We start from the raw sequence: 22,717 nt of genomic DNA, 5'->3' as shown, positions 1-22,717 counted from the left end.
GGCCTGCGCCTCGCGGTGGTCGAAGAAGGCGTGGCCGATACCCTGGCCGCGATACTCCGTGAGCAGCACCGATTCGCCGAAATAGAATGTGCGGCCGATGTCGAAGCCCGCGGCGGCGAGCGGGGCTTGCCAGGCCGCATCCTGCGCCGCGAGCGGCGCGGCGGTGGCGGCGCCGACGATCCGGTCGCCGTCGCGCGCGACGACGATCACCGCGCCCGCGGCGGCGGCGAAGGCGGCGAGATAGTCGGCCTCATAGGCGGCATCGCCGTCGTAGAGATAGGGGAAGGCGCGGAAGACCGCGATGCGCAGTGCGGCGAGCGCGGGCAGCACCTCGGTCAGCCCCGCGCCGGTGACCGGCGCGACGTCGACACTCATGCGCCGACCTGTTGGAGCCAGTCGGCGAGATTATAATAGGTGGTGATGCGGTCGATCTTTCCGGCGGCGTTGACCGAGAGGAAGGCGCCGGCGGGCAGGCGATAGGTCTGGCCATGCGCTTCGGGCAGGCCCTCGTCGGTTGCGAGATAGGTGCCGCCGACGATGAATTCGGCGGCGGCGCGATGGCCCTCGGCGAAGATCACCATGTCGCTGAGCCGTTCGCGGTAGCAGCGCGTCATATGGTCGTTGAAGTCGGCGAAGCGCGCCTTGCCGTGGCGTGGTTCGCCCTGGTTGACGTCGTGGCGCACATCGTCGGCGACGAGCGCGAGCATCGCGTCGGTGTCGCCGGCGTTGAAGGCGGCGTAATAGGCGGTGACGATGTCGCGGGTGGTGGTCATTAGGGCCAATCCTCAAAGCTCGTCATTGCGAGCGTAGCGAAGCAATCCAGGGCGGTTTACGCGGGCTCTGGATTGCCGCGTCGCTTCGCTCCTCGCAATGACGAAGTTGTTTGGATAAGCGCGTCAGATCACTTCCATATTATAGCAGTGCCAGCTGAACACCGCCGCTGCGCCGCGGTGGGGGCGCCAGGCTTCGGCAATTTCGCGGATCGCTTTCTCGCTGGGGCGCGCGTCGAGCCGCATGATGCGGCCGACGGCTTCCTGCACCGCAAGGTCGCCCGCGGGCCAGATGTCGGGGCGTCCCTCGGCGAAGAGCAGGTAGATTTCGGCCGACCAGCGCCCAATGCCCTTGACCCGGGTGAGCAGCGCGATCGCCTCCTCGTCGTCGGCGGGGAGCGCGTCGAAGGCGAGGTCGCCGTCGATCACCAGCTGCGCGAGGCTTTTCGCATAGCCCTGTTTCTGCGCCGAGAGGCCGCAGGCGCGCAGCGCGTCGAAATCGGCGGCCGCGATCACCTCGGCCGGGCAGCCGGTGCCGAAGCCCGCCTCGAGCTTGGTCCAGATCGAATTGGCGGCGGCGACGCTGACCTGCTGGCCGACGATGGTGCGCAGCAGCGTGGCATAGCCGCGGTCGCGGATGCGCGGTTCGGGATAGCCGGCATGGCCGAGCGCGCGCGCGAATCCGGGCTCGATCGCCGCGAGCGCGTCGATTCCGGCGTTTAGCTGCTGCTGGCCGAGGCCCATCGCGATATTCTCCTTTTGTTCCGACTTGCCTGACTAGCAGCGCTTGATTTGGCGCGCAACGCGCGACATAGGCCATGCGAATCAAACGAATTGGGGATGCACATGGCCAAGCTGATTGTGGTGACGCGCGACGGGACCGAACATGAGATCGAAGGCGACACCGGCCTGACCGTGATGGAAAATATCCGCGACGCGGGGTTCGACGAACTGCTCGCGCTGTGCGGCGGTTGCTGTTCGTGCGCGACCTGCCACGTCCATGTCGAGGTCGCGGTCGGCGACCTGCCCGCGATGAGCGAGGACGAGAACGACCTGCTCGATTCGACCACCGACCGTGACGACACGTCGCGCCTGTCGTGCCAGCTGCCCTTCACCGACGCGATGGACGGGCTGAAGGTACGGATCGCCGCGGAAGATTGAGGCGTCGCCCCCGCGAAGGCGGGGGCCGCTATCAGCCCTGCGCTGTCGCGACCGCGTAGAGCGCGATCGCCGCGGCGTTCGAGATATTCAGGCTTTCCATGCGCGGCGAGATCGGCAGTTTCGCCAGCACGTCGCAATGTTCCATGACATTGTGCCGCATGCCGTCGCCTTCGGAGCCGAGGACGAGCGCGACCTTGCTGCCGTCGAGGACCGAGCCCAATGTCGTGTCGGTGTCGCCCATCAGCCCGATGCGCCAATATTGCGCCTCGGCAATCTCCTCCAGCGCGCGCGACAGGTTGACGACGCGCACCCAGGGCACGATTTCGAGCGCGCCCGACGCCGAGCGCGCGATGACGCCGCTTTCGGGCGGGCTGTGGCGGTCCTGCGTGATGATCGCGGCGGCGTCGAAGGCCGCCGCCGAGCGCAGCACCGCGCCGATATTATGCGGGTCGGTGACCTGGTCGAGGATGACGAGCGGGCGCGTGCTGCCGGCATCGACCTCTTCCTGGAGCAGGTCGCCGAGAAAAACGCCCTCGAGCGGGTCGACCTCGATCACCAGCCCCTGGTGCGGCGCGTCGCGCGCGACGAGGCGCGCGAGGTCGGTGACCTCGGCATAGCTGATCGGCACCACCGGCGGCAGGTCGAGCTGGCCCAGCGCTTCGCGTGTGCCCCAGATGCGCTTGACGGTGCGTTCGGGGTTGGCGAGCGCGGCGAGGACGGCGTGGCGGCCCCAGAAACGGATGGGCTGGCCCTTGGACGATTGGCCCGCAGGGCGACGATGGCGCGAAAATTGTCTCATATGGCGCGCCTTTCCCACGAGCGGCATTGACAGGCAAGCCTCGTTTCGCCATTGGGCCACTTCCCAACGCGGACCCCATGGACAGGTGGCCGAGTGGTTAAAGGCAGCAGACTGTAAATCTGCCCGGTTTTCCGTACGCTGGTTCGAATCCAGCCCTGTCCACCATCCTCCAATCCGAGGGCATCCGCTGAAGTTCCTAGAAATCCCGGAAAAATTGGCGTATTATCGCTCGCCCTGTCCGCCGGTCTTCGCAATAAGTTGATTCATGAAAGGACCACGATTCCTATTAGTGATCGGCAAATTGCAGACTACCGAAAGCTGATCGGAGGGGTCCTCAGAATTCTCTTTGGCCTTAGATTTCCAAGTGGTTAACTGCGGAGAAGGTTTTGTAAATGTCGGCTATGTCGGCTATGTCGGATTGATACCTGCAAGCTGACAGCCTCCAATCGGCAAAAAGTGTTCGGCCTAGGTTGCCGCCGCATGCTGCCGGGACTGCATCAATTCTGCGATCTTCGCCAGCGCATCGGGATTTTCGATCGTCGGCGGGATGCCGACATCGGCTCCGTTGACGATGCCGCGTATCGCGGCGCGCAGGATTTTTCCCGATCGGGTCTTGGGCAGTGCGCCCACGATATGCACCTGCTTCAAGGCAGCGACCGGCCCCAGTTCCTGCCGGACGAGCGAGACGATCTCGCCGGGCAGGGCGTCGCCGGCGTCGACGCCGCTCTTGGTAATCGCAAAGGCGATCGGGACCATGCCCTTCAGGCCGTCGTCGGCGCCGATGACGGCGCATTCTGCGACGGCGGGATGCGCAGCGATGATCTGTTCGATCTGGCCCGTCGACAGGCGGTGGCCGGCGACGTTGATGATATCGTCGGTGCGGCCCATGATGTGGACGAAACCGTCGCTATCGACATGGCCGGCGTCGCCGCTTTCATAATGACCGGCGAAGCTCTGGAAGGCGCGGCCGTACCCCTCGGCATTGTTCCAAAGAGAGGAATAGCAGCCGGGCGGCAGCGGCGTGGCGACGGTCATATGGCCACTCGCACCGGGAGCGACGGATACGCCGTCGTCGCCGAGCACCGCAAACCGGAAACCGGGAACCGGGAAGCCGGCGCTGCCGGCGCGGCGGCGTTCGTCTCCGAGACCGAGGCAGGTTGCGACCGCGGGCCAGCCGAGTTCGGTCTGCCACCAATGGTCGATCACGGGCATGTCCAGATGCTGCTCCGCCCACAGCAATGTGTCGGGGTCGGCGCGCTCGCCGGCCAGGAACATCGCGCGCAGGCGTCCGGTGCCGATATCGCGGATAAAGCCGCCGTCCGGATCTTCCTTGCGGACGGCGCGGATCGCCGTGGGGGCCGTGAAGAAGATATCGACGCGGTGGTCGGCGATCGTACGCCAGAATGTCCCGGCGTCGGGGGTGCCGACGGGTTTGCCTTCGAAAAGCAGGGTGGTGCATCCCGCGATCAGCGGCCCATAGACGATGTAACTGTGTCCGACGACCCAGCCGACATCGGATGCCGCCCAGAAGGTTTCGCCGGGCTTGATCCCGTAGATGTGCCGCATGCTCCAGGCGAGGGCGACGGCGTGGCCGCCGTTCTGGCGCACCACGCCCTTTGGCGTGCCCGTCGTCCCCGACGTGTACAGGATATAGAGCGGGTCGGTCGCTGCGACGGGAACGCAAGGCGTCGGGGCGGCTGCGTCATAGCCTTCGGCCCAGTCGCGGTCGCGGCCGGGGATCAGGTCGGCGGCGCATTGCGGGCGCTGCAACAGCAGGACATGCTCGACGCGGTGGGCCGCAAGGTCGAGCGCATGGTCGACGAGCGGTTTGTAAGGCAGGATCCGCCCGCCCTCGATCCCGCACGAAGCGGTCAGCAGCACACGCGGGGTCGCATCGTCGATGCGCTTGGCGAGTTCGGGCGCTGCGAAGCCACCGAACACCACCGAATGGATCGCGCCGATCCGTGCACAGGCGAGCATCGCGAACAGCGTCTCGGGGATCATCGGCATATAGATGATCACTCGGTCGCCCTTGCCGACGCCAAGGTCCGCCAGCATCCCGGCGGTGCGTGATACCCGGTCGAGCAGCGTGTCGAAGTCGATACGCTGCCGCGCGCCGGTTACGGGGCTTTCGTAGATCACGGCGACGTCGCCGCCGCGTCCCGCTGCGACATGACGGTCGACGGCATTGTAACAGCTGTTGAGGGTGCCGTCGACGAACCAGCCCAGACCATCGGTCCATCCGGTTCGCGGCCGGTCTATCCAGTCGATCGCGCCGGCCGCCTCGAGCCAGAAGGCGTCGGGGTCGGCGAGGCTGCGGGCATAGGCGTCTTCGTAATTGTCGCTCATGGTCTCACACGGCCGCGGTCAGATCCTCGAGCAATTTGTGATCGAGGATCGACGATATCTCGCCCGCTTCGTCGAGGAACGCAATCGGTCCGTAGTTGGTGAAGAGCAGTTCGGTATACTCGGGAAAGGCGGTGTGGTCGTGGATGACGTCCAGCGGTTCATAGCCATAGGTGCCCGGACCCGCCTCGCCCATGCGATAGGTCATGCGGCCCTTGGTCACATAATATTCGCCTGCGCCAAGATGGCGATGCGGCCCGAAGAAGCTGCCGGGCTGGGCGCGGAACAGCACCGTCCAGCGGCCGGTCTCGGCGCTCGAATAGAGCAGCGCGAATTCGATGCCGTCGGCGATCGGGGCCCATTTCATGGCGGCAGGGGGAGTCAGATGTTCGTCCATCATGTCGATATACTCGCGCGATAAAGGGTCAGAATTTGAAGGAGAATTCGGCGCCATAGGTCGACCGTTCGCCATAATAGCGTGGCACGAAGCCAAAACCGCTCGTGTCGGTGGCGTCGACGATATAGGCCTTGCCAGTGACATTTTTCGCCCAAGCGGCGAGTTCCCACCCCTGATCGGGATCGGCGAAAGCGACGCGAAGATTGAGGAGGCCATAGCCTTCGCCGGAGCTGATCAACTCGTCTTGGGCATTGTTGTAATATTTCTTGCCGGTGTAGTTATATTCGGCGCGCCAGCGCGTCTCGAACCGGCCGACCGGCACGGTGACCTGCGCAAAGGTCGACAGGGTGAACTTTGGTGCTCCGGGCATGCGGTTGCCCGAAAAGTCGCGCGGATCGCCGGTCACCGGGTCGATCGCACCCGACAGGTAGTTTTTGTACTTCGCATCGAGGATGCCGAGGTTGAGCCCCATGTCGAGCCAGTCGGTCGGCACCGCCGTCGCCTCGACCTCGATCCCCTTGATCGTGGCGTCGGCGGCATTGTCGAGGCCCAGCGTCGGCACCGCGCTGCCCGCCTGCCGGTTCACCGACAGCACCTGCAGATCGGTATAGTCGTAATAGAAGGCGGAGAGGTTGAGCCGCAGGCGGCGGTCGAAGAGGGTGCTCTTCAGTCCGATTTCGTAGGAGGTCAGATATTCCGGATCGACCTGCGTCCGCTCGGCGACGCTCGTGATGATTCCGATGTTGAAGCCGCCCGCCTTGAAGCCACGGTCGACGCTCGCATAGGCAAGGATGTCGTCGGTCACATCGACATCGGCAGCGATCCGCCAGGTGAAGGATTTGAAGGTGTCGCGCAGCGAAGCAAATGGCACCAGCGGCACAGGCGTTCCGTCCGGGATGTCGGCGTCGAAGAAGCCCGGGACGAGGTCGGCGCGGTGCGTCGCGCGCACCTTGTCGATTGTGTAACGCCCACCGACGGTCAGTCGTAGCGTCGGGATCACCGCATAGGTTGCTTGCCCGAAGATCGCATAAGCCCGGTTCTTGCGCGTCGCGCGCGTGATCAGCGGCAGCGCGCCCTGCGCAAAGGTCAGCTCGCCGAGCAGGTCGGCATTGCTGTCGGCATCCAGATTCTCCTGGAAATAATAGAGGCCGCCGATCGCGTTCAGCGGACCATTGTCATAGGCGAGCTGGAACTCCTGCGTCCATTGCTCGGCGTCGGTCAGAAAGGTGATTTCGTCGACGCGCTTGGTGCCACCGTCGACGTCGACGCGGTTGTCGACATCGCTCTTGTCGTAGCCGCTGATCGACTTGAACGTGAAGTCGCCGAAGCTCTGAGCGATGCTGAGGTTGACGAAGACATTGTCGCTGTGGTTGCGCGACTGGCCGTTGAAGTTGAGAAGATTGGGATTGTCGGGGAACGGATCGGAATAGCCGAACAGGTCGGCGCCGTTGATCGTGCCCACCGGCTTGTTTTCCAGATAGTCGCTGCGGTCGCGTCCGCCGCCGACCGACAGGCGGATGTCGGTGTCGCCGCTCGGTTGCCAGCGCAGGATGGCGCGGGCCGCCGCTTCGTCGACATCGATCGCGCGGTCGCCGGTGAACAGGTTGATCTTTTCGCCGTCGCGGCGGCGCACGATGCCGGCGACGCGCAGCGACAGCGTGTCGTCCAAGGGCAGGCTGACGGCGGCCTCGCCCTCGAACAGGTCGAAGCGGCCATAGCCGAAGCGGGCATTGCCCTCGAATTCGCCGTCGGGAAGCTTCGAGAAGAACTGGATCGCGCCGCCGGTGGTATTCTTGCCGAACAGCGTGCCTTGCGGGCCGCGCACCACTTCGATCCGTTCGAGGTCGAACAGCGAGAAGATCTGGCTGCCCGTCGAGGCGACGACGACATCGTCGCGGTAGATACTGATCGGGCCGATCGACGAGGCGTTGAAATCATTGTTGCCGACGCCGCGGATGAAGATGTTGGGCACGCCGCCAAAGGTCTTGATCTCGAGGTTGGGAACCTGATCGCCGATCGAAAGGCTATTGGTGAAGCCGGCTTCCCGGATCGCCGTATCGTCGAACGCGCTGACCGAGATGGGGACGTCCTGCAGATTCTGCGCGCGCTTCTGCGCGGTGACGACGATCTCTCCGACGCCGCCGCTCGGCGCATCGGTCTCGGCGCCGTCCTGCGCAAACGCCGGCGTGGCCAGGGTGAGGACCGAAAAGGCGGCGGCGGTCAGAAGCGACGTTCGGAACTGGCTCTTCATGATATTCCCTCCCAGGATGTCGGCGCCCTCTGTTGGGGCGTCCTGCTCATTCCGTCTTCTAGGCCGGTGGCGACGCCTCGCGCATGTGCCTGAGCGGTGCAAAATTTGGTTGAGGGAGAACTGGGCGGGCGGGCTGTAGTGCACGAAAAGCTGGGGCTTTGGGGCGCCACTTGTTTCGCAGCGCAACCATATTTGTATGAGCGTGCACCGATCTGTGTCGTAGATTGCATCCACGCTGCAAACCGCATAGCTTGCCGGGTTGGAGAGAGGGCAGACCATGTTTCTGACCGAGGAAAAATGGACATCGGAGCATTTGCCGCCGCCGCGCCAGTTGCCGGGGTTCCAGGAAGTGTTCGATCGCACCCATTTCCATTGGGCGCTGAGCGAAGGGAGCGGCGAGCGCTATGAGGCGCAGGTCCGCCGCCGCGCGATCGACGATTTCGTCTTTACCGACATCATTTGCGACCCGGTCACCGGCTATCGCACGATGGACGAGGTGAAACGCGGAGCCGAGGATTATTTCTGCCTCCTCTATTTCGAGGAGGGGCGGTGCCTGCTCCGTCAGGGGCGCAATGAATCGGTCGTCCGCCGCGATACGATCGCGGTGTGGGACAGCACCCGCCCGGCGATGTTTCGGAACAGCGAGCAACTGCATCAGTTGTCGATCATGATCCCGCACCAGATGGCAAAGACGATCGTGCCGGGGATCGAGGACATGTGCGGGCTGACCGTCGACGGCAGCGCGGGGCTGGGCGCGATCCTGCTTTCGCACCTGCGGCAAATCCACCGCACAGTCGAGACAGTCGACCCGCGCGATCGGTCCGCCGTCTTGCGCGCGACGGTCGAACTGGTCGCGGCGGCTTTCCGGCCCGATGCCGAGCAACTCGGCGGGACCAACTTTCGCCGCGCATTGCTTGGCCGGGTGCAGGATCATATCGTCGCGCATCTGGGCGACCCGGGGCTATCCGCAGCGAGCATCGCCGCGGCCTTCCGGTTCAGTCCGCGCTATCTGCATCGGCTGTTCGAGGAATTCGGCGTGACCGTAGGCACATGGATTCGCGAGCGGCGGTTGCTCGCGGCGCGCAGCGACCTCTCCAGCCGGTCGATGGCCTCCTATTCGATCACCGAGATCGCCATGCGGCGCGGCTTTGCCGACGCCTCGCATTTCAGCCATGCGTTTCGCGACGCTTTCGGCCTTTCACCGCGCGCCTTTCGCCAGTCGATGGCCGTGGCGCCCGAGGTTGACCTCCATGGTTCCCTCCTACCCAAATAAGCCGCCTTTCTGATGCAAGTCACGAGGTGTCCGCTCCCCTAGATCGTTCGAAAGACGATGGGAGAAGGATATGGCGGGCAGGCTCGCAGACAAGGTCGCGCTGGTCACGGGCGCAGCACAGGGTATCGGGGCCGGGATCGCGCGGGCGATGGCGGCCGAAGGCGCGCGGGTCATCGCCGCTGACCGCAATGTCGCGGGCTGCGAAGCGCTGGCGGACGAGATCGGCGTCGAGGCGCTGGGGCTCGACGTGACCAGCGAAGACGACTGGGCGGCCGCGGCCAGGCATATTGCGGCATCGCACGGCAGCCTGTCGATCCTGGTCAACAATGCCGGCGTCGAACTGGTCAAGCCGATGACCGAGCATAGCCTCGCCGACTGGCGCTGGCTGATGGCGGTCAATGTCGACGGGTTGTTCCTCGGGTGCCGGACGATGCAGTCGCTGCTCGCGGCGAGCGGCGCGGCCAGCGTCGTCAACATCTCGTCGATCGCGGGGCTGGTCGGCTATCCCGACCAGCTCGCCTATAACACGTCGAAGGGCGCCGTTCGGCACATGACCAAGAGTCTGGCGATCGAATGGGCGTCGCATGCGCTGCCGATCCGCTGCAATTCGATCCACCCCGGCTGCATCCGCACCCCGATGCTCGAGATGGCGGTCGAGGGCTGGGTGCGCGAAGGGTCGATCCCGCCCGATGATCCCTGGGCCGCGGTCGCCTCGCTCTGTCCGCTGAACGCGGTCGGCAGCCCCGACGACATTGCGATGGGTGCTGTCTATCTGGCGAGTGATGAGGCGCGTTTCGTGACCGGGATCGAACTGGTCATCGATGGTGGGTGGGTCGCCCGATGAGCAGCGCCAGCAATGCGAGCGACCGGCTGTGGATGTATGCCACGATGGTCAAGAGCCGGTATTTCGAGGCGCTGATCAAGCCCGCCTATTTCGAGGGCAAAAGCCCGGTGTTCAATATGGCGAAGGGGCCGCTGCCCGGAGAAATGCATCTGTCCGACGGGCAGGAGCCTTGCGCCGTCGGCGTGTGCGCGCATCTTCGTCCCGGCGATACCGTCACCGCGACGCACCGCCCCCATCATGTCGCCATCGCCAAGGGCGTCGACCTCGACGCGATGGCGGCCGAGATTTTCGGCAAGGCCAGCGGCCTGTCGGGCGGACGCGGCGGGCATATGCACCTGTTCGACGCGCGGGTGAATTTCGCCTGCTCGGGGATCATCGCACAGGGCCTGGGGCCGGCCGTCGGGGCGGCGCTGGCGAGCAAACTTCGGGGCGACGACGGGGTCGCGGTCGCCTTCCTCGGCGAAGGAGCGGCGAACCAAGGCGCCTTTCACGAGGCGCTGAATCTCGCGTCAGTTTGGAAGGTTCCTGCCGTCTTCGTGATAGAGGACAACGCCTATGGCATTTCGGTCGCCAAGCGCGACTGTACTGCGGTCGAACGCAACGCCGACCGTGCCGCTGCCTATGCGATGCCCGGCCATTTTGTTCCCGGCAATGATGCCGACGCGGTCCATGCGGTCGCCGGAGAGGCGATCGCGCGCGCAAGGCGCGGCGAGGGGCCGACGCTGATCGAGATCGAAACCTGCCGGCTCGAGGGGCATTTCATGGGCGATGCCGAGGGCTATCGTCCGGAGGGAGAGGTCGAGCGGCTGAAAGCGCGCGATCCCATTCCCGCCTATCGCGCGCGCCTGCTCGCCGACGGCTTCGAGGCGGCGGACCTCGACCGGGCGGAGGCCGACGCCCGCGCCGCGGTCGATGCGGCTTTCGCGGCCGCGCGCGCCGCCGCCTATCCGAAACCCGAGGAGGCCTTTGCCCATGTCTTCGCCTGACACTACGGTCGATGCCCGCCCGGCGCGCCGCCTGACGATCGCCCGCGCCATCGCCGAGGCGATCGGACAGGAGATGGAACGCGATCCCGATGTCCTCGTCATGGGCGAGGACATCGCGAAGCTCGGCGGGGTATTCGGCACCACGACGGGGCTGCTCGACCGCTTCGGGCCCGAACGCGTGCGCGACACGCCGATCTCGGAAACCGCCTTCATCGGAGCGGCGGTGGGCCTCGCGGCATCGGGTATGCGGCCGGTCGTCGAATTGATGTTCGTCGACTTCTTCGGCGTCTGCATGGACGCCATATACAATCTCGCCGCGAAGCAGAGCTATTTCTCGGGCGGACAGGTGACCTGCCCGATGGTGCTGATGACCAGCGTCGGTGGCGGTTATGGCGACGCGGGGCAGCACAGCCAGACGCTCTATGCGACCTTCGGCCACCTGCCGGGGCTGAAGGTCGTCATCCCGTCGAACGCCCATGACGCGAAAGGCCTGATGCTCGCGGCGATCCGCGATCCCAATCCGGTCGTGTTCATGTATCACAAGGCGCTGCAGGGCATGGGCTGGCTCGGCACGGTACAGCGGTCGATCACCGACGCGCCCGAGGGCGATTATGTCGTCCCGCTCGGCAAGGCGAAATGCGTGCGCGAGGGCGAGGACATCACGCTGGTCGGGCTTGGCCTTACCGTCCATCAGTCGCTCGATGCCGCGGCGCAATTGGCCGAAGATGGGATCTCGGCCGAGGTGATCGACCTGATCAGCATCGCGCCGCTCGACCGTGAAACGGTGCGCGCTTCGGTGCGCAAGACCGGACGGCTTATTGTCGTCGACGATGACTACCTCAGCTATGGCGTCGGTGCGGAGATCATCGCCAGTGTCTGCGAGGCGGGGATCGCCCTGCGCGCTCCGCCGCAGCGGATCGCCTTTCCCGACATCCCCGTGCCCTTCACCCCGGTGATGGAGCATTTCCTATTGCCCAGCGCCGACAAGGTGACCATCGCCGCGCGCCAGATGATGGAGGTTTCGAGCCGATGACCGATGTGGTGATACCATCCGGCCTGTGGAGCGCCGATGACGAGGCCGCAATCTCGGCCTGGCTCTATGCCGACGGCGATGCCGTTGCCGAAGGCGCGATCATCGCCGAGATCATGGTCGAAAAGTCGAGCTTTGAACTGATCGCGCCGGTTTCGGGGACATTGCGGATCGAGATTGCGGCAGAAACCCCGGTACGCGCGGGAGCGGTCGCGGCGCGGATCGTCTGATGCCCACGTCTGACGATGCGTTCGTGCATCGCGTGGCCGAGGCGATCGCATCCGGCGTGGCCGTCGAGGCCGGTGACGGATCGGCGGCGATAGACACCGACACACAGCGCCTCGATGCGCTGCTCCGGGGTGGTGACAGCGTCAGCGGCTGGCGGTTATGGACGAACAGCCAATGTCTTGTCACGACACGGCGTTTTGCGGCGACGCCTCGCTTCGCCGATGCTGCATTGGCGAGCACCCGCCGCGGATGGCCCGTATTCGTACGTGTAAGTGGAGGCACAACGGTCGTACATCGACCTGGCATACTCAATGCGAGCTATTTCGAGGCCTGGCGCGGCGATGGCGGCGAGGTGACCCGCCGGTTTCGGATCTTCTGCGAGCATCTGGCAACATCAATCCGTTCGGTCGGCGTCTCGACATGTCTGGGCCATGTCGATGGGAGCTACTGCGACGGCAGCCTCAATTTGGTATCGGGCGGGCAAAAACTGGCTGGTACCGCTTCACTAGTGCGGCGCAGAGGGGATACTATCGGATTGCTATCCCATGCATCCATCGGGGTGACAGGGCAGGTGGCGGTGGATGTCGAAGCCATCGAGCGCTTTGAGGCCGAGCTAGGTTTTCAGCCGTCATACTCCGAAGATGTGCATACAACGCTGGAACAGCGTCTTATGTCTGCTCCCGCAAGGGCAGACCCCTAAAGCGGCCGGTCCGCAACCGGCCAAACGAACTCGCTTTGGTGCAAGGCTCAAATAGCTTTCGCTTGCTTCAGGAGCTCGCTTCTCAGAGCGGTCTTCAAGATTTTGTTGGCGCCACTCAGCGGCATCGGCTCGTTTCGGATGTGGATTGCGCGAGGGCATTTGAAATGCGCCAGACGGTTCCGGCAATGCGCGATGATCTCATCGGCGCTGGCGGACATTTGGGGCCGGAACAGAACCACGGCATGCACCGTCTCCCCCCAATGCGGGTCGGGCACCCCGATTACTGCGCATTGCGCCACCGCAGGATGCGCGCCGATCACGTCCTCGACCTCCTGCGAGTAGATATTCTCGCCGCCCGAGATGATCATATCCTTGATGCGATCGACGACGAACAGATAGCCCTCCGCATTAAAGTAGCCGGCATCCCCCGTGTGCATCCAGCCCCCGCGCAGGGCTTCCGCCGTCAAATCCGGACGGTTCCAATAGCCAAGCATCACGTTCGGCCCGCGTGCGACGATTTCCCCGACCTGGCCTGCAGGCAATCCGACATCGTCGGGGCCAACCACTCTGACCTCGGACAGTCGCACAGCACGTCCTGCGGATCGCAAGAGGCCCTGATCGCCTGTGCCCCGCATGTGATCGCGCGCGCCGAGGATCGTCACGACCGGCGCAAGTTCGGTCATTCCATAGGATTGAAGAAAATGCGTTTGGGGAAGCGCTGCCATGATCTCGTCGAGCAGCGCCTCGGGCATGGGTGCGGCGCCATAGGAGATGAGCCGCAATGACGACAGATCGGACCTTGCAAGGTCGGGCGTGTCGAGCAGCGACCTGATCATGGTCGGCACGAATGTCGCATGCGTGACGGCTTCGCGTGCGATAACCTCTATTACCTCGGTTGCGGTGAAGCGCGGAAGCATGACGTGCGTTCCGCCCGCATGCGTGACCGAAAAGAGACGCGCGGCGGCAGCGACATGAAACAGGGGGCCGTGGTGCAGATGCACGGTATCGGGTCCGAGACCCACATCCGCCATGGTGTTGTGGGTGTTCGCCATGAGGTTCGCGTGGCTCAGCATGACGCCCTTGGGCGCGCCCGTCGTGCCGCTCGTGTAGAGCAGCAGCGCAAGGTCGTCACCGCTCCGGCCGGCATCGGCAATTGGCTCACCTGCATCGAGCAGCGCCTCATATTGCAGATCTCCGTCCTGGCTGTCGGCATCGCCGAGGCGGATGATTGCGGCTCCGGAGCCTGCGGCCTCACTAAGCTGATGTGCCTGGTCGGTAAATTCCTCGCCGAGCAATATGAGGGTGGGGGAGCAGTCCGCGACAAGGACCGCGAGTTCGGGCCCGGAAAGGCGGTGATTCAGCGGAACAATTGCGCCGCCGGCCCAGATCGCGGCGAAAAAGGCTTCGAGCGAGCGATGGCTGTTCAGGGCCAGCAGGGCCACGCGCCCGCCCGGGGTCAAGCCGAGACTTCGGAAAACCCCCGCGAGCTTTTGCACCCGCTCGGCAAATTGTCGCCAGCTGTAACGGCGGCTGCCGTCGATGAGCGCCGGCGCGTCCGCGCGGGTCGCCGCCGTCGTTGCAAGCGAACGGGACAGGCTCACGACCATAGCCTCCCTCGGTGCTTCTGCTGTCATGCGGCCTGAGGCGTCGAAAGCGGCGCGAAAGATCGATAGGCTATCGATGCGCGCCAGTAGCAGAAGGCGGGCGCGAGCAGAGCCGGAGCAAGCGCGAGCAAAGCGAAACGGAGCGAGTCCGGCCCCCCGTGCGCGTCGCTCAGCATCCCGACCGCGAGGGGGCCAAGTCCAGCCCCGATCAGGTTGGAGACGAGCAACGATACCGCGGTCGCCATCGCCCGGAGATTCGGGGCGGCAATCGTCTGGATCATCGCGAACGCCGGGCCATAGGCGGCCGAAGCAAATCCGGTCCCAAGCAGCACGAGCGCCAGCGTAACCGCCGCGTCCTGCACGGCCAGCGCTCCGATCAGCAATGGTCCGCCGATGACATAGGAAAGGGCGGCGAGCCACAGCGCCCAGATCGTGTCACGCTGCATGAGCGGCGTCGCTAGTGCGCCGCCGAGAAGCATGCCGCCGATAGCGCCGAGACCGTAGGCGAAGCCGAAGCTGACACCGGCCTCGGCGAGGCCCATCCCGAAGGTGCGGCCGAGATAGCTTGGAAGCCATTGCAGGAGGCCGGTCATCGCGAAACTGCCAAAGGCGAAGCCAAGAAGCAGCCAAAGATAGGCGCGATTGGCGAGGAGCGAGGTGAGAGCCGGGCGCGGTGCAGCATAGCTCGCAGCGATCTGCGCTCGCGGTTCGTCGAGTAGCCATATGGTGAGACACAGCACCGGCAGTCCGGCCGCGCCGAGGATGAAGAAGGTCGTGCGCCATCCCATGCTCCCGGCCAGGAAGCCGACGCCGGCAAGCCCGATCAGCGCGCCGAACGGTACCGCCGCCGAATGGAGCGCGAGGACGAGTGGGCGCCGATGCGTCGGTGTCATTTCGCTGAGCAGTGAATGCGCGGCCGGCACGCCGCCTGCTTCGCCGACCGCCACGAGCATGCGGGCCACGGCGACCTGCGCGAAGCTTCGCGCCAGACCGGTCGCTGCGGTCGCGAGGCTCCAGAACAGGATAGCGAAGCCGAGGAGGTTGCGCCTGTTGCCGCGATCGGCCCAGCGTGCGAGCGGCAGGCCGAAAAGAGCGTAAAAGAGCGAAAAGGCGATGCCCGTCAGCAGCCCGAGTTGAGTGTCGCTGAGCGCAAGATCCTTCTTGATTGCCGGCAGGACGGCCGCGAGCGCCGTACGGTCGATCGAGGCGAGTAGATTGACGAGGAAGAGAATGGCGAGCGGCGCGGCGACGCCGCGGGCAGTTTTACCGCTCATGACGCCGCGCCCGCACTCGCGATGAGCAACTCCCGAATGCGCTTCTTGTCGATCTTTCCGTACTGGGTCAGGGGCAACCTCTCCACAATCTGCACGGTCTTCGGCACCTTGTAAGCCGATAGCCGGGCCTTTGCGAAGAGACGAATGTCTTCTGCCGCTACGCCCTCGTCCGCGACGACGATTGCGGTGACGGCTTCACCCCAATCCGCATGCGGGAGGCCCACAACCGCCGCTTCGCGAACGCTGCCATGCTCGCGCAGTACCGCTTCGACCTCTGTCGAATAGACGTTCATGCCGCCGCTGATGATCATGTCCTTCGCGCGGTCGACCAGGAACAGATATCCGTCTTCAATCCGCCCAAGGTCGCCTGTCTTGAGCCAGCCCTCGTCGACGGCTTGTCGCGTCGCGCCCTCGTCGCGGTAATATTCGGTGAGGAGATAGGGCGACGAGACCTCGACCTCGCCCGCGTCGGCGCCTTCCGGTTGGAGACGCAATGCGACGAGCGGCACTGCCCGGCCGCAAGATGCCAGGAGTTCCGGCCGTTCATGATCGTCCTTTCCAAGGGTCGTAATGAGGTTCGGACATTCGGTCTGGCCATAGATTTGCAGGAAGACCTTGCCGAATTTCCGGAGGCCCTCTTCGAGCCGCGGCCGACTGATCGGTGCGGCGCCATATACGATCGTGTTGAGCCTAGAATGATCGCCGCCGCCCGCTGCGGGATGGTCGAGCAGTCGGTACAGCATGGTGGGCACCATCATGGTCCAGGTCACGCCATCCTCGCGGCAGAGCGCGAAAAACCGGTCGGGATCGAAGCGCCGTTCGATGATCACATGGGCACCTTGCAACAGGCCCGCCACCATGTGATAGCCCGACGAATGCGGCAATGGCGTCGTAAGCAACATCACTTCCTCGGTACGGATGTCGAGGCAGTTGATGTGCGAGAAGAGGTTCCACGCCATTCGGCCGTAGCTGTGGCGCACACCCTTGGGGCGCCCCGTGGTTCCGCCGGTGTAGGCGATGATGGCGGTATCGTCTGCCGCCGCGGCCCTTGTTGCAAAAAGGCCTTCCCCTGCAACCGCTTCCGCCCAGCCGACTGCCAAGGAGGACAGGGCAGCTGTCTCTCCGACCAGTATGTCGATCCGGTGCTCGTCGTCGGGCGCCGCCCGGGCAAGATCGGCATCGGCGATCAGCACCTTCGCTCCGCTATGGTCGAGGCAATAGGCGAGTTCCGGTCCGCCCATCAGCTCGTTGAGAGGCACCCGCACGGCGCCAAGTTTTAGGATAGCGAACTCGGCGACGACATATTCCGCGCTGTTGCGAAGGTACAAGGCGACCGCCACGTCGCGCTCCACGCCACGTTCGCCGAGGAACATGGCGAGTCGGTCCGAGAGCGCGTCGAGTTCGGCGTAGGTGAGGGTGCTATCGTCGGCGGTGACAGCGGGCCGCGGGCCGTTCCGTTTGAGCGACGCGAGCAGCAGCTCCGCCGATGTTGGATGTGTCGAATCGACCAGCATGTTCCTCACCCCGATACATTATTTTATGGTACTATATGAGGTACAATCGTACCTGTAAAGATCGGAAGGGGGCAGTTGGCAGCGCAGGTCGCAGCCGTTATCTGCCTTTGAGACAAATTTTTGTAAGGGTTGGCATGGCTACGAAATCCGTCAGCGAGATAGCAACCGGTTCGGAGCGGCAGAAATCCCTCCTGGAAGAACTCGAGGCGCTGTTCTTCGCCAACGGTTTTCGAACGATCACCGTCGACGAACTCGCTTCGCGTCTCAAATGCTCGAAGCGCACGCTTTATGAACTCGCGCCGAGCAAGCAGGAGCTGTTCATCCTCGTTATCGAGAGCTGGCTCGAGCGCATCCGTCACCTCGGATGGCAAGGCGCGCTGCAACACGATGATCCTGAAAAGCGGATCATGGCCTATCTTGAGCCGGGCGTAACCGAATCGCGTCCCGCGAGCCGGCAGTTCCTCGCCGACTTGCAGAGCTATCGTCCGGCGCTCGCGCTCCTTGAAGCCCACCAGGCGCAGCGGACCAAGGTGCTGATGGAGATCGTCGAGGATGGGATTCGTCGGGGCCGCTTCAAACCGGTCCATTCAGCGCTCGTCGCCGAGATCTTCCTCGCGTCGGTCAACCGCATCAACGAGCCGGCGGTGCTCGATCGCGCGGGCGTCAAGTTCAGTGAAGCGTTCGACGAGCTGTTCCGCATCCTGACAAACGGCCTGTTCCGCCACGCCGGCGATTGACGATCTCAGCCGGTCTGAAGAAAGGCCGCAATTTCGTCGACCGCTTGGCCCGCCTCGGGAAGCATCGCGAGGAGCGGGAAGACGTGCGGCGCCTCCCCATAGACCGAAACGGTAACATCCGTTCCTGCCTGCCGGGTTCGCTCGGCGAAGCGAAGCGTGTCGTCGCGCATGGTTTCGGTGCTTCCGACGAGGAAGAGACAGGGCGGCAGTTTTGCGTTCGCGCTCCAATAGGGCGAGACGCCCTCCGAAGTGGGATTGGCGCCTTGCAGATAGTGCCGGATTTTGTGAATGACGGCCTGCGGGCCGAACAGGGGGTCGGCGTCGGCGTTGGAAACATTCGAACGGCCCGTCATCGCCATGTCGGTCAGGACCGACAGGCCGACGATCCGATCGGGAAGCCGGTGTCCTTCGGCGGCCAGCTTGAGACACGCAGACAAGACCAGAACGCCGCCAGCGGAATCGCACATCAGAAATAGCGGGCCCGTCTGTTCGGCGAGAAGGGCTCTAAGGACGCGCTCGACATCATCGTGCGCGGCCGGGAAGGGGTGCTCGGGCGCGAGCCTATATTGCACTAGGGCGCCGCGCGTGCCGAGCTTGCTGCAAAGTCGGTCGAGAAGGGTGCGGTGTGAGTCGCCGCCCGGGAAGCAGAAGCCGCCGCCCGGCACATAGACGAGGAGCGCATCGCCGTCAGATCCGCGGAGTTCGAGCAACGCGTCACCGATATGCTTGATGCTCGGGCCGGGGTCCATCGTGTCGGCTGCGGCGAGCAGGCTGCGCATGGCAACCGGATCATAGTCCGAATTAAGCATCTGTTTTCGCGTTGTTCTCGCCTCCTCATTGAAGGCGCGCATTTCTTCACTCGGCATCTCTTGACCTCCCTGCGGTACTAATGTACCCATTTCAGTACCGCACAGAAACGATTCGTTCAATAAGCGGGATATTGGGGAGGAACAGATGTCGAGGTCCAGTCTCGCAAATGCACGTCGCGCGTCCGCTTGGCTCGCCGCGAGCGCAACCATCGCACTCGTCACAGCGCCGTCAGCGGCTGCGCAGGACGCGCCGGCTTCCGAGACGAGCAGCGGCGTCGAAGATATTGTCGTTACCGCCCGCAAGCAGGCGGAATCGCTTCAGGATGTGCCGATGTCGATTTCGGCCGTCTCCGGGGAGGCGCTCGAGAGCGCGGGCTATACCGAACTCAACGACATCGCACGGCTCAGCGGCAACGTCTTCTTCGAGGCAGCCGACCGCTCGAAGCCCCAGATCTACATCCGCGGGGTCGGCACGAGGAGCTATGACGCCGGCAGTGATCCGTCGGTCGGGGTGTTCGTCGACGGTGTATATCTTGGCCGCTTCGGAGCGCTCGACATGGACCTTCTCGATGTAGAGCGGGTCGAAGTCCTACGTGGTCCGCAGGGGTCGCTCTATGGTCGCAATACGATCGGCGGCGCGATTTCCGTCGTCACGCGCGATCCCGCCACGTCCTTCAGCGGCCGTGCCAATGGCGAACTCGGGATGAGCGACATCGATGGCGACTGGCTCTATTCGCTCGGTGCATCGGCGAGCGGTCCTATCGCTGGCGACGGCGTCCGGGGCTCGATCTCGGCGACGCGGCGGTATCGCAAAGGCTATCAGAACGACAGCGTCGCGGATGTGCGCGGTGGAAGCGAAGATGCCTGGTCCACAAGCGGCAAGCTGCTGTTCGAGCTCGGTGATGCGACGCTGCGTCTCGCAGCCGATTATTCGCATCTCGACGGCCCGCCGCTGATCCTGGTCCCGAACCAGCTCGGGGGTGCCGCGAACAATCCCGGTGCGCTGGCGCCGGGCTTTGTGACGCCGGCCGAGCCCGCGAACCCATATCGCCCGGCCACCGACGCGGCCGACCAAGCGATCATCAAGGAAACCTATGGCGGATCGGCCCAGCTCAACGTCCCCTTCGGCGACGTCGAGCTGACCTCGATTACTGCTTATCGCAGGCTCAACCTCGATGAGCGTGATGATCTCGACGGCACAACTCTGCCGTTCCAGGTCTATCTTGCCGACGAGAGCGGCAAGCAATTCTCGCAGGAACTGCGCCTCAGCTATGACAGCGACAGCTTCAAGCTGCTCGCCGGCGCCTTTTACTCGAACGAGAATGTCGACCGCACCGAGACCATCACTTTCGGCCCTGCGTCGCTGCTGACCGTGCTGGCTGGCCCTACGCCGCTCGTATGGGATTTCGGCGTCGGCTTGAAATCGAAATCTTACGCGCTTTTCGGCCAGGCGGTGTGGAACCCCACCGATCGGCTCTCGTTGACCGTCGGTGCGCGCTACAGTTGGGACGAAAAAGACGTGCTCTTCGACACGCGTACCACGGTGCCGGTCGGGATTTCCAACTATCGTCAGGCCGCGGCGCGCAAATGGAACAGCTTCGATCCGTCGGTCTCGCTGAGCTATGATCTCGCCGACGACGTGATGGCCTACGCCTCCTACACCTCGGGCTACAAGTCAGGAGCATTCCAGTTCATCGCGACCTCCGCGGCGGTGGCGCAACAGGTCGCCGAGCCGGAAGAGGTGGACTCCTACGAACTCGGTCTTCGCTCGACGCTGTTCGACCGGCGTCTGCGCCTCAATATCGCGGCGTTCAGCATGGACTATACGAACCTCCAGCAGCTTCGGCTCGTCGATGTCGGGGGCGGCGTTACGCGCGTCCTGATCGGCAACGCCGGCGACAGCCGCATCCGCGGGTTCGAGGCCGAGGGGCGTGCCGTCTTTGACGACAGCTGGTCGCTCGATTTCAGCTACGGCTATCTCGACGCGAAGTTCAAAACCTATGTCTTCAACACGCTGCTCGATTTCAGCGGCAACCGCATGCAGCGTGCTCCGAAGCACACACTCTCGCTCGGGCTCAATTTCGCGACCGACACGGGGATCGGCGAACTGACTTCGCGCATCGGTTATTCCTATCGGAGCAAGATCTTCTTCGAGGCGGACAACAATATTGTCGACCGCGAATCGAGCGAAGATGGCCTCGGCCTCTGGGATGCGTCGATCAACCTCAAGAACGGGCCATGGACCTTTGGTCTTTGGGGACGCAATCTGACCGACGAGCGTTATCGCCGCCAGGTCCTCAACAGCACCGGCAACGCGCAGCGCGGCATCTGGGCCGAACCTCGCACCTTCGGGCTGCGCGTCGCGGTCGATTTCGGAGGGAAATAAGTTGAAGCTCGCGACATTCTGCACCGAAGCCAACCCGGCAGCCCGTGTGGGGCTGGTCACGTCGGCGTGTGACGCGCTGATCGACGTGGCGGCAGCCTTTGTCTCCGCCGGGCGTGACCCGAGCGGCGTGCGGTCGATGCAGGATGTCATCGAAGGGGGCGAGGCGCTGCTCTCCGAAATTGTAGCGCATTGCGGCGCGAGCGGGGTCGAGACGATCCCGCTCGCCTCGCTACGGCTCCTGGCGCCGCTGCCGCGCCCGGTTCAGATGCGCGACTGCATGTGCTTCGAAGAGCATCTTGTCGGGTCGGCGAAGGCCGCGATGCAGCGCGCCGGCCTGACCGAGCTGCCCGAGCGGTCGCGCCAGATGCACGAGATATTCAAGAAGCGGCCGATCTATTACAAGGCCAACCGCTTCGCCGTCGTCGGTCCCGAAACCGACATTTACTGGCCACCCTATTCGAGCGTCATGGATTATGAACTCGAGATGGGCTGCATCATCGGCAAGGGCGGCCGCGACATCGCGCGTGCCGATGCTCGTTCGCATATTTTCGGTTTCACCATTTTCAACGACCTCAGCGCCCGCGACACGCAGGCGTTCGAAATGCAGTCCGGCCTTGGTCCGTCGAAATCCAAGGACTTCGACTCTGCGAATATCCTCGGACCCTGGATCGTCACCGCCGACGAGTTTTACCCCGACGATGCTGCCATGATCGTTCGGGTGAATGGCGACGTCCGGTCAGAGGGCAATAGCGGCAGCATGACCTATAAATTCGAGGACCTGATCGCGTTTATCAGCGCCTCCGAAACGCTGCATGCTGGCGAAGTGCTCGGTTCTGGGACGGTAGGGGGCGGATGCGGGCTCGAGGCCGGAAAACTCCTCGAGGACGGCGATATCGTCGAACTGGAAATCAAGGGTATCGGCGTGCTGCGCAATCGCGTCTTCGCGTCGAGCAAAGGAGAGAAAAAGTGACTGATGCCGTGACCGCACGCCTCGATGCGCTCGAGCGCGAACTCACCATTCTTCGCGACAAGGAGGCCATACGCGATGTCATCCATCGCTATTGCCGCGGTGCCGATCGCTGCGACAAGCAGGCGTTCAAGGACTGTTACTGGGAGGACGGCTTCGACGATCACGGCTTCTACGGCGGTAGCGGGCAGGGCCTCGGCGATTATGTGATTCCTGTTCTCGCGCAGATCGATTCCAGCATCCACGCGATCACCAATACGGTCATTGATCTCGACGGCGACCGCGCTTTCGTAGAGAGCCAGTGGTCGGTGATCCATCGACTGAAGAAGCCCGATGGCGACTTCCTCGATTTCTGGCACAACGGACGGTATCTCGACATTTTCGAGAAGCGCAATGGCGAGTGGCGCATCCACACGCGCACAATCGTCAACGATATGGACCGCCTGCTCCGCACCAAGGACATGCGCGGCCTGATGGGCCTGCCCGAAGAACCCGGCAGCGACAACAACCGGACCCTGCGCGGCGCGCGCGCGCCGAACGATCCGGTCTTCGCGGGCTTCGACCTGCCGAAGTTGGTGCACGAACGCACGTCGGTCCCCGATCTTTGGGCCGGATATTTCGCGCTCGATCAGGTTCTCTAA

21 protein-coding genes, 1 tRNA gene and 1 pseudogene are annotated in these 22,717 nt (G+C 64.1%); 12 read left to right on the top strand and 11 right to left on the bottom strand.

Annotation, left to right across the window (positions count from 1 at the left end; genetic code table 11):
- The 3 genes and pseudogenes from B1A78_RS06005 to B1A78_RS05995 form a co-directional block, all read right to left on the bottom strand.
- Window positions 1-375 (bottom strand): annotated as a pseudogene (locus tag B1A78_RS06005) (GNAT family N-acetyltransferase); the annotation flags it as partial.
- On the bottom strand, window positions 372-773 hold the full coding sequence (locus B1A78_RS06000; protein ID WP_077146084.1) for a ketosteroid isomerase-related protein: 402 nt from the start codon (window positions 771-773) through the stop codon (window positions 372-374). The pseudogene B1A78_RS06005 and the gene B1A78_RS06000, both read right to left, overlap by 4 nt.
- A gap of 123 nt (window positions 774-896) precedes the next feature.
- Window positions 897-1,514: a DNA-3-methyladenine glycosylase gene (locus tag B1A78_RS05995; protein WP_077146083.1), complete on the bottom strand. Its 618-nt coding sequence runs from the start codon at window positions 1,512-1,514 to the stop codon at window positions 897-899.
- Window positions 1,515-1,616: 102 nt separating this feature from the next.
- Between B1A78_RS05995 and B1A78_RS05990 the strand changes: the two genes are divergently transcribed.
- Entirely contained in the window at window positions 1,617-1,931 is a 315-nt protein-coding gene (locus tag B1A78_RS05990; RefSeq protein WP_077146082.1) for a 2Fe-2S iron-sulfur cluster-binding protein, read from the top strand.
- Window positions 1,932-1,962: 31 nt separating this feature from the next.
- Here B1A78_RS05990 and rlmB read toward each other — a convergent pair whose 3' ends face one another.
- The gene (rlmB, locus tag B1A78_RS05985; protein ID WP_179101991.1) at window positions 1,963-2,730 is read right to left on the bottom strand and encodes a 23S rRNA (guanosine(2251)-2'-O)-methyltransferase RlmB; all 768 of its coding nucleotides are present in this window, start codon (window positions 2,728-2,730) and stop codon (window positions 1,963-1,965) included.
- 79 nt (window positions 2,731-2,809) lie between these two features.
- Here rlmB and B1A78_RS05980 point away from each other — a divergent pair.
- Window positions 2,810-2,895: transfer RNA gene (locus tag B1A78_RS05980), tRNA-Tyr, on the top strand.
- Between the two features lie 300 nt (window positions 2,896-3,195).
- Here the strand turns inward: B1A78_RS05980 and B1A78_RS05975 are convergent.
- Genes B1A78_RS05975 through B1A78_RS05965 form a run of 3 tightly spaced genes read right to left on the bottom strand, consistent with a single transcriptional unit; the run spans window position 3,196 to window position 7,724 of the window.
- Window positions 3,196-5,079: an AMP-binding protein gene (locus tag B1A78_RS05975; RefSeq protein WP_077146080.1), complete on the bottom strand. Its 1,884-nt coding sequence runs from the start codon at window positions 5,077-5,079 to the stop codon at window positions 3,196-3,198.
- Between the two features lie 4 nt (window positions 5,080-5,083).
- A complete protein-coding gene (locus B1A78_RS05970; RefSeq protein ID WP_218667950.1) occupies window positions 5,084-5,476 on the bottom strand; it encodes a 2,4'-dihydroxyacetophenone dioxygenase family protein in 393 nt (130 codons plus the stop codon).
- 25 nt (window positions 5,477-5,501) lie between these two features.
- Entirely contained in the window at window positions 5,502-7,724 is a 2,223-nt protein-coding gene (locus B1A78_RS05965; RefSeq protein WP_077146078.1) for a TonB-dependent receptor, read from the bottom strand.
- Between the two features lie 277 nt (window positions 7,725-8,001).
- Between B1A78_RS05965 and B1A78_RS05960 the strand changes: the two genes are divergently transcribed.
- From B1A78_RS05960 to B1A78_RS22245, 6 genes are all read left to right on the top strand, one after another.
- Window positions 8,002-8,997 (top strand): helix-turn-helix domain-containing protein, encoded by a 996-nt coding sequence (locus B1A78_RS05960; protein WP_077146077.1) that lies wholly within the window; start codon window positions 8,002-8,004, stop codon window positions 8,995-8,997.
- 70 nt (window positions 8,998-9,067) lie between these two features.
- Complete coding sequence (locus B1A78_RS05955) at window positions 9,068-9,841, top strand: glucose 1-dehydrogenase (RefSeq protein WP_077146076.1); 774 nt, start codon at window positions 9,068-9,070, stop codon at window positions 9,839-9,841.
- Window positions 9,838-10,827, top strand: a complete 990-nt coding sequence (locus B1A78_RS05950; protein ID WP_218667949.1) for a thiamine pyrophosphate-dependent dehydrogenase E1 component subunit alpha — start codon at window positions 9,838-9,840, stop codon at window positions 10,825-10,827. The genes B1A78_RS05955 and B1A78_RS05950 overlap by 4 nt, the downstream gene beginning before the upstream one ends.
- The gene (locus B1A78_RS05945) at window positions 10,814-11,860 is read left to right on the top strand and encodes an alpha-ketoacid dehydrogenase subunit beta (RefSeq protein ID WP_077146075.1); all 1,047 of its coding nucleotides are present in this window, start codon (window positions 10,814-10,816) and stop codon (window positions 11,858-11,860) included. The genes B1A78_RS05950 and B1A78_RS05945 overlap by 14 nt, the downstream gene beginning before the upstream one ends.
- Complete coding sequence (locus tag B1A78_RS05940) at window positions 11,857-12,087, top strand: lipoyl domain-containing protein (protein ID WP_077146074.1); 231 nt, start codon at window positions 11,857-11,859, stop codon at window positions 12,085-12,087. The genes B1A78_RS05945 and B1A78_RS05940 overlap by 4 nt, the downstream gene beginning before the upstream one ends.
- Window positions 12,087-12,785: a hypothetical protein gene (locus B1A78_RS22245; protein ID WP_144037708.1), complete on the top strand. Its 699-nt coding sequence runs from the start codon at window positions 12,087-12,089 to the stop codon at window positions 12,783-12,785. Before B1A78_RS05940 ends, B1A78_RS22245 begins: the two co-directional genes overlap by 1 nt.
- Before the next feature lie 47 nt (window positions 12,786-12,832).
- On the opposite strand, the gene B1A78_RS05935 is transcribed toward B1A78_RS22245, so the two are convergent.
- From B1A78_RS05935 to B1A78_RS05925, 3 genes are read right to left on the bottom strand one after another with little or no spacing between them, the layout of a single operon-like run.
- A complete protein-coding gene (locus B1A78_RS05935; protein ID WP_077146087.1) occupies window positions 12,833-14,386 on the bottom strand; it encodes a long-chain fatty acid--CoA ligase in 1,554 nt (517 codons plus the stop codon).
- Window positions 14,387-14,415: 29 nt separating this feature from the next.
- Window positions 14,416-15,663, bottom strand: coding sequence for an MFS transporter (locus B1A78_RS05930; protein WP_077146073.1), 1,248 nt, complete (start codon window positions 15,661-15,663; stop codon window positions 14,416-14,418).
- Window positions 15,660-17,177 (bottom strand): class I adenylate-forming enzyme family protein, encoded by a 1,518-nt coding sequence (locus B1A78_RS05925; RefSeq protein WP_077146072.1) that lies wholly within the window; start codon window positions 17,175-17,177, stop codon window positions 15,660-15,662. Before B1A78_RS05925 ends, B1A78_RS05930 begins: the two co-directional genes overlap by 4 nt.
- A 35-nt stretch (window positions 17,178-17,212) precedes the next feature.
- Here B1A78_RS05925 and B1A78_RS05920 point away from each other — a divergent pair, with 35 nt between their 5' ends.
- On the top strand, window positions 17,213-17,914 hold the full coding sequence (locus tag B1A78_RS05920; RefSeq protein ID WP_179101990.1) for a TetR/AcrR family transcriptional regulator: 702 nt from the start codon (window positions 17,213-17,215) through the stop codon (window positions 17,912-17,914).
- Window positions 17,915-17,919: 5 nt separating this feature from the next.
- Here the strand turns inward: B1A78_RS05920 and B1A78_RS05915 are convergent, their stop codons facing one another.
- Window positions 17,920-18,780: an alpha/beta hydrolase fold domain-containing protein gene (locus tag B1A78_RS05915; RefSeq protein WP_179101989.1), complete on the bottom strand. Its 861-nt coding sequence runs from the start codon at window positions 18,778-18,780 to the stop codon at window positions 17,920-17,922.
- A gap of 88 nt (window positions 18,781-18,868) precedes the next feature.
- Here B1A78_RS05915 and B1A78_RS05910 point away from each other — a divergent pair, with 88 nt between their 5' ends.
- Genes B1A78_RS05910 through B1A78_RS05900 form a run of 3 tightly spaced genes read left to right on the top strand, consistent with a single transcriptional unit; the run spans window position 18,869 to window position 22,717 of the window.
- On the top strand, window positions 18,869-21,109 hold the full coding sequence (locus B1A78_RS05910) for a TonB-dependent receptor (RefSeq protein ID WP_077146069.1): 2,241 nt from the start codon (window positions 18,869-18,871) through the stop codon (window positions 21,107-21,109).
- A 1-nt stretch (window position 21,110) separates the two neighbouring features.
- Window positions 21,111-22,079: a fumarylacetoacetate hydrolase family protein gene (locus B1A78_RS05905; RefSeq protein ID WP_077146068.1), complete on the top strand. Its 969-nt coding sequence runs from the start codon at window positions 21,111-21,113 to the stop codon at window positions 22,077-22,079.
- Entirely contained in the window at window positions 22,076-22,717 is a 642-nt protein-coding gene (locus B1A78_RS05900; protein WP_077146067.1) for a nuclear transport factor 2 family protein, read from the top strand. The genes B1A78_RS05905 and B1A78_RS05900 overlap by 4 nt, the downstream gene beginning before the upstream one ends.

Source organism: Sphingopyxis sp. KK2 (assembly GCF_001990265.1).
Lineage (GTDB): Bacteria > Pseudomonadota > Alphaproteobacteria > Sphingomonadales > Sphingomonadaceae > Sphingopyxis.
Note: the sequence above shows the minus strand (reverse complement) of the source record. Positions and strands in the feature narration are given on the sequence as shown.

Bases quoted from the DNA above. Each gene is read 5' to 3' on its own strand.
- B1A78_RS05965 (WP_077146078.1), bottom strand. From the start codon at position 7,724: ATGAAGAGCCAGTTCCGAACGTCGCTTCTGACCGCCGCCGCCTTTTCG.
- B1A78_RS05990 (WP_077146082.1), top strand. From the start codon at position 1,617: ATGGCCAAGCTGATTGTGGTGACGCGCGACGGGACCGAACATGAGATC.
- B1A78_RS05950 (WP_218667949.1), top strand. From the start codon at position 9,838: ATGAGCAGCGCCAGCAATGCGAGCGACCGGCTGTGGATGTATGCCACG.
- B1A78_RS05920 (WP_179101990.1), top strand. From the start codon at position 17,213: ATGAGGTACAATCGTACCTGTAAAGATCGGAAGGGGGCAGTTGGCAGC.
- B1A78_RS05945 (WP_077146075.1), top strand. From the start codon at position 10,814: ATGTCTTCGCCTGACACTACGGTCGATGCCCGCCCGGCGCGCCGCCTG.
- B1A78_RS05925 (WP_077146072.1), bottom strand. From the start codon at position 17,177: ATGCTGGTCGATTCGACACATCCAACATCGGCGGAGCTGCTGCTCGCG.
- rlmB (WP_179101991.1), bottom strand. From the start codon at position 2,730: ATGAGACAATTTTCGCGCCATCGTCGCCCTGCGGGCCAATCGTCCAAG.
- B1A78_RS05995 (WP_077146083.1), bottom strand. From the start codon at position 1,514: ATGGGCCTCGGCCAGCAGCAGCTAAACGCCGGAATCGACGCGCTCGCG.
- B1A78_RS05955 (WP_077146076.1), top strand. From the start codon at position 9,068: ATGGCGGGCAGGCTCGCAGACAAGGTCGCGCTGGTCACGGGCGCAGCA.
- B1A78_RS05910 (WP_077146069.1), top strand. From the start codon at position 18,869: ATGTCGAGGTCCAGTCTCGCAAATGCACGTCGCGCGTCCGCTTGGCTC.
- B1A78_RS05960 (WP_077146077.1), top strand. From the start codon at position 8,002: ATGTTTCTGACCGAGGAAAAATGGACATCGGAGCATTTGCCGCCGCCG.
- B1A78_RS05970 (WP_218667950.1), bottom strand. From the start codon at position 5,476: ATGATGGACGAACATCTGACTCCCCCTGCCGCCATGAAATGGGCCCCG.
- B1A78_RS05940 (WP_077146074.1), top strand. From the start codon at position 11,857: ATGACCGATGTGGTGATACCATCCGGCCTGTGGAGCGCCGATGACGAG.
- B1A78_RS05915 (WP_179101989.1), bottom strand. From the start codon at position 18,780: ATGCCGAGTGAAGAAATGCGCGCCTTCAATGAGGAGGCGAGAACAACG.
- B1A78_RS05975 (WP_077146080.1), bottom strand. From the start codon at position 5,079: ATGAGCGACAATTACGAAGACGCCTATGCCCGCAGCCTCGCCGACCCC.
- B1A78_RS06000 (WP_077146084.1), bottom strand. From the start codon at position 773: ATGACCACCACCCGCGACATCGTCACCGCCTATTACGCCGCCTTCAAC.
- B1A78_RS05930 (WP_077146073.1), bottom strand. From the start codon at position 15,663: ATGAGCGGTAAAACTGCCCGCGGCGTCGCCGCGCCGCTCGCCATTCTC.
- B1A78_RS22245 (WP_144037708.1), top strand. From the start codon at position 12,087: ATGCCCACGTCTGACGATGCGTTCGTGCATCGCGTGGCCGAGGCGATC.